The sequence below is a fragment of the Roseivirga sp. UBA1976 genome (assembly GCF_002336325.1).
Taxonomy (GTDB): domain Bacteria; phylum Bacteroidota; class Bacteroidia; order Cytophagales; family Cyclobacteriaceae; genus Roseivirga; species Roseivirga thermotolerans.
The window spans coordinates 2,451-6,912 of sequence record NZ_DDDQ01000178.1 but is presented as its reverse complement, the minus strand read 5'-3'; the positions used below and the strand labels follow the sequence as shown (position 1 = coordinate 6,912).

The following is a 4,462-nucleotide window of genomic DNA, read 5'->3' as shown; positions in this document are numbered from 1 at the left end:
GTAAGAAAAGTTTTGGGTGCCTATAGAGCCCAACTTATTTGGCAGTTTTATGGCGAAACCTTTCTGATTACCCTTTTTGCCGTGATTATTGGTGTGGTAATGGCCGAGTTACTCTTGCCTTTTTTCAACACCATGGCGGGCACCAGTCTGAGTATTGATTTACTAGGCGATAATTACTTCATTCCAAGTCTTTTGGCTATTGTTCTGTTAGTTAGCCTTATTTCAGGAAGTTACCCGGCCAGTTTTCTCTCTTCGTTTCAGCCTTCCAAAGTATTGAAAAGCACTTTCAGCCAGAAAGGGGGCAATACCTTTAGAAGGGTGCTGGTCACTATTCAGTTTTGCGTCAGTGTGTTTCTCATCACAGGAACATTGATTATCTATAATCAACTTCAATTTGTTCAGAGCAAAGAGATAGGCTACGACCAGAGTCAGTTGGTTTACATGCAGCTTTCCGATACTCCTGCGCGCAATGCCTACAATTCGCTTAAAAATGGTTTTAAAGCCATTACAGGAGTAGAAAATGTATCGGGCTCTAATAACCTTATTACCAATGTGGTTTCCGGATGGGGTGCTGTACTCGAAGGCAGACCAGCCGATTTTCAGGTTTCCTTTAGAGGCATGAATGGTGACCTTGACTTTTTAGAAACTTTTGGTCTAAAGCTTTTGAGTGGTGAATCATTTCAGTCCAGGTCTGATTGGGATTCTACCGTATACTACCTGGTCAATAAAACGGGTATAGATGCCCTGGGACTGACTCCGGAAAATGCTATAGGTAAGAAGTTTGGACTTGATGAAAGCATGATGGGCACCATAGTAGGGGTGGTCGAAGATTTTCACCTCGCCAGCTTACATCAGAAAATAGAGCCACTAGCTGTTTTTACCGGGCCTCAACGATTTAAGAGCCTTATGTATGCCCGTGTAAACATGGAGCGTATAGAGCAGGTAAAAGCAGAAATGGCCGAGGTTTGGTCTGAGCTTGTACCACACCGCCCCTTCGACCTGAAGTTTGTAGATGATTCTGTGCGATCACTGTATGAGAAGGATAAACAGCTGGGGGAAATAGTATTGTCTTTTACTTCTCTAGCCATTGTAATAGGCTGTTTGGGGCTGTTTGGGCTGGCTTCATATCTGGCTGAAAAGCGCACTAAAGAAATTGGTATAAGAAAAGTATTGGGAGCAGATGTGAGCAAGATTGTTATGCTTCTTTCACAGGAATACCTCAAGATTGTTTTAATCGCCAATGTTATAGGCTGGCCTTTGGCTTACTATTTCATGGATAAATGGCTGAATGGATTTGCCTATAGAATTGATATCGGCTGGTATTTCTTTGCCATTTCAGGTCTGGCAACCGTTATGGTGGCTTTAATTACTGTGTCCTACCAGTCTATTAAAGCGGCTATTTCTAACCCTATTAAGGCTTTGAGGTATGAGTAGTTTGGTTTATGGTTTCAAGTTCATAGTTCATAGTTTGAGCCTGAAATTGGCTTGATCACAGGAGCATAGAGCTGATGTGGTGCTGCCCCTTTAGGGGTTAGGGGTTCAAAGTTTAAAGTGCAAAGTTGAAGCATCATGGAACATGAAACTTAAAACTTTAAACACCCCATGTACTGAGGAATAATTGGAAAATACATTAATGAAAACTAACAGCGGAAGTAATGAATAAACTTACACAATTCCTTAAAAGTGGCATCAAGTCGTTGAAAAGAGAGCGGTACTATGCACTGCTCAACATTCTTGGGCTTGGTTTAGGTATTTTCTGTTTTCTGCTCACTTCGCTCTATGTAAAAGATGAGTTGACCCACGATAAGTGGCATAAGAATGCAGAGAATATCTATAAGCCGCAAAGAACTCTCGAAACCCCAACCGGTTCTATGACTCTGCAGCCTGCTTTTCCCTTGGGAGAGGCTTTGGTTAAAGAAAGTCCAGGCGTTAAGGAGGCTGTTAACATAAGCTATTCACAGATTGCAAAGTATACTGTGAAGGGAGAGGAGTTTGATACAAAACTGCTACATAACACCACCGGCTCTTTGTTCAAAATATTTGATTTTGATTTAGCGATTGGCGATCCTCAAAAAGCACTTTCTGTGCCCGATGGAGTCGTTATTTCTCATGAATTAGCTGAAAGGCATTTTAGAAATGAAAACCCAATGGGCGAAATCATCGAAATTGAGAATCATGGAAATTACCGTGTCACTGGAGTACTTAAGCCAATACCGGGAAACTCACATCTTCAGTTTGACCTCCTTATTCCAATCGATTTTACTAAGGGTCATTATGTGAATATCGAAGGTAATTGGCGCTTTGGTATGGGGGTGCAATATCTATTGGTTGAAGAAGGGTATGACCTGGAAAAACTCGAAGAAGAGGCCAGTGAAATTATGAGAAAAAATACTGGAGATGATGTGGCATTAACTTTTTCGTTTGGCAAATTCAGTGAGCTTTACCTATCTGGGGAAACCTCCAGACCAATAGGAGGAATGTTTGGTGGTCAGGAAAAATACATCGTAATCTTCAGTGTGGTTGGAACCCTTATGTTGTTGGTAGCTTCATTCAATTACATCAACCTCACAACTTCCAGGTCGTTTGCCAGGGCCAAGGATTTTGCCATCAGAAAGGTTGTTGGTGCTTCCAGAAGCAGATTGGTTGCCAATCAATTAGGAGAAACTTTTTTCGTTGCACTATTGGCTCTCACAGTGGCAATTATAGGCATTGAACTCGTTTTGCCCGGATTTAATGAGCTAATTGATAAAAGACTTTCATTAGATATTGTTTCAGACCCTTCTGCTTTAGCACTTCTCATTGGAGCTCTTCTTCTAGTAGTTGTCATTTCTGGCTTATACCCAGCACTGATGGGTAGTCGGTTTCATCTTTCCAGAATTCTTAAGGGTAACCTCCCTAACTCAAAGGGATCGATAGTGAGAAAAGCCTTGATTGTTATTCAATTTACCATTTGCACTGGAGTATTGGCGAGCGCACTAATCGTTCGTTTTCAGGCCCATCACATGATCAATATGGATTTAGGGTATAATTCTCAAAACATTCTCAGTATTGAAATGAGGACAGGTGGGATGTATAATAACCGAGAGGTATTTCGAAATGAGCTAGCCAGATCTACAGCAATTGAAATGGTTTCTGCAGGACCAATTCCCAAGACGAGCAGCGTAATGATTATAGAGCTTGGCGAAGGAGAAAACAGAAGAAACGAAATTTTTACAATTGGGAATGCGGAAAAGAACTTTCTAGAAATAGCAGGACTTGAGCTGTTGGCTGGTGATACCTTTTCATCCCTTCCGGAAGCTAGTTTGAATAATGGTGTGATAATTAATAAAACTGCAGTAGAGGCTCTCGGATTCTCCCCGAAAGAAGCCATTGGAGAGAAAATTAAAGGTACAGATTTAAGGATTGTGGGAGTGGTTAAAGACTTTCATATTAGTGCTACCAAGTCTAAAATAAAGCCATTGATGATAAGTTATAAGCCTGATCAGGTATTTAATACTTTGCTGAGGTATAAGGCTGGAGATCAGGAGAAGGTTATCGCCTATGCAGAATCTGTTTGGAAGGATTTAGGAGCGAGTGAACCAATGGGTTATGATATCATAGAAAACTACTTTGATGATGCTTTCAAAAGTGAAGAAGCTCTGATTTCTATTTTCAATGGATTGACCATTATGCTGATTACTGTTGCCGGACTCGGGCTTTTTGCTCTGGCGGTCTTCGAGAGTCAGATTCGGGAGAAAGAGCTGTGTATCCGCAAGGTGCTGGGAGCCGGCTTATGGGATTTGTTAAAGAACCTAAATCTACGCTTTGTATTGCTTATTGCATTGGCCATGGTTATTGCCGTTCCGGTAACGCAATATCTGATTAAAGGCTGGCTCGAGGGCTTCCCATATCGCATTAATTCAACCAATCTTTACTTTGTTCTATCCTCTGGTGTTGTACTGCTGTTGGCTATAGCCATGCTTACCCTTCAGGGAGTGAATAGTGTGAGAAAAAACCCGGCTGAAGTACTTAGAAATGAATAAAAACCAGTTCAAAGTTCCATGTTTTAAGTTCCAAGTTGGGGCATCTAACCATGAGCTATGAACCTTAAATAATGAACGAGTTATGCTAAAAAACTACCTGAAAATCGCTATCAGAAACCTCAGTAAGCACAAAGGTTACTCTTTCATAAACATTTTTGGCCTGGCTGTGGGCATTTGTTGCTGCCTGCTCATTTTTCTCTATGTGAAAGATGAATTGACTTACGATAGATTTCAATCAAAGGCCAACCGTATTTACCGAATAAACTCTGTGATCGACTGGTTCGGTAATAAAGATACCATGGGGGCCACTAACAGGGTAGAAGCCTTCGAGTATACCCAGCGCATACCGGAAATAGTAGACTTTACGAGGTTTTCTTCTGCCACTATTGTGGTTCAGAAAAATGAGGAATGGGTGCAAGAATATGGCTCGTTTTATACAG

Annotated in this window: 3 protein-coding genes; all 3 read left to right on the top strand. The window is 41.3% G+C overall.

Annotated elements, in window-relative coordinates; genetic code table 11:
* The coding region (locus tag B3763_RS18505; RefSeq protein WP_286748338.1) for an ABC transporter permease at window positions 1–1,434 on the top strand (1,434 nt) is incomplete at its 5' end.
* Window positions 1,435–1,655: 221 nt separating this feature from the next.
* On the top strand, window positions 1,656–4,022 hold the full coding sequence (locus tag B3763_RS18500; RefSeq protein WP_286748337.1) for an ABC transporter permease: 2,367 nt from the start codon (window positions 1,656–1,658) through the stop codon (window positions 4,020–4,022).
* A gap of 82 nt (window positions 4,023–4,104) precedes the next feature.
* A partial coding sequence (locus B3763_RS18495) for an ABC transporter permease (RefSeq protein WP_286748336.1) occupies window positions 4,105–4,462 on the top strand: 358 nt, incomplete at its 3' end.